At 63.6% G+C, this 756-nt stretch carries 1 protein-coding gene and 1 pseudogene; both read left to right on the top strand.

What is annotated here, in order from left to right; translation table 11 throughout:
* A pseudogene (locus tag ACPUD7_RS17715) lies at positions 1–185 on the top strand (hypothetical protein); the annotation flags it as partial.
* Positions 185–756 (top strand): ATP-binding protein (locus ACPUD7_RS17720; protein WP_425120647.1); only part of this gene is annotated, 572 nt, incomplete at its 3' end. The pseudogene ACPUD7_RS17715 and the gene ACPUD7_RS17720, both read left to right, overlap by 1 nt.

Consider the following 756-nt stretch of genomic DNA (forward strand, 5'->3'; position numbering starts at 1 on the left):
AGGTCCTGGGTACGGCGGCTGCCTATGGTCGCTTCGGCACTGGTGATGTGGCGTCGCTGCTGGCCCACCGGGTTGCTGATCAAGGCAGTCGCAGTGCGGGTGAGGATGCGTCCCTGGCGCAGGGGACGGCGGGATGGCGGGCGATGAGCTCACCGTCGACGACTGCGGACGGGGGTGAGCTGTGATGGTTGTCTCTGCCCAGGCGCCAGTCCTTGATACCGAGGTCGAGGCGCTGATGCGACGGTTGAAGATGCCGTATGCGCGCAGTCTTGCCCCCGAGTTGTTGGCCACGGCGAAAGCGCAACGGTGGGAGCCGGTCGAGGTCGTGCGGGCATTGTTAGTCGAGGAATCTCGTGGCCGATCGGCGGCGATGTTAGCGACCCGGCGGAAGCAGGCCGGGTTTCCCACGGGCAAGACGTTCGAGTCCTGGGATGAGGAAGTGTCATCGATTCCTGTACCCACACAGCAGGCGCTGTCGACGCTGGAGTGGGTGGGGCGGAAGGAGAACCTGGCCATCTGTGGGCCCGCGGGAACCGGCAAATCGTTCTTCCTGGAAGCGCTGGGACAGAAAGTCATCGACGGCGGTGGACGCGTGTCCTGGCTGAAGCTGGAAGATCTGGGCGGACTCATTCGTGCTCATCGTCCTGATGACCAGGTGACGAAGACTGTTCAGCGGCTGTTGCGAGCCGATCTCGTGATCGTTGACGACATCGGGCTGCTGCCGGTCAGTGATGATGCTGCCGAAGGTCTGTATCG

Source organism: Brevibacterium sp. FAM 24630 (assembly GCF_049804075.1).
Lineage (GTDB): Bacteria > Actinomycetota > Actinomycetes > Actinomycetales > Brevibacteriaceae > Brevibacterium.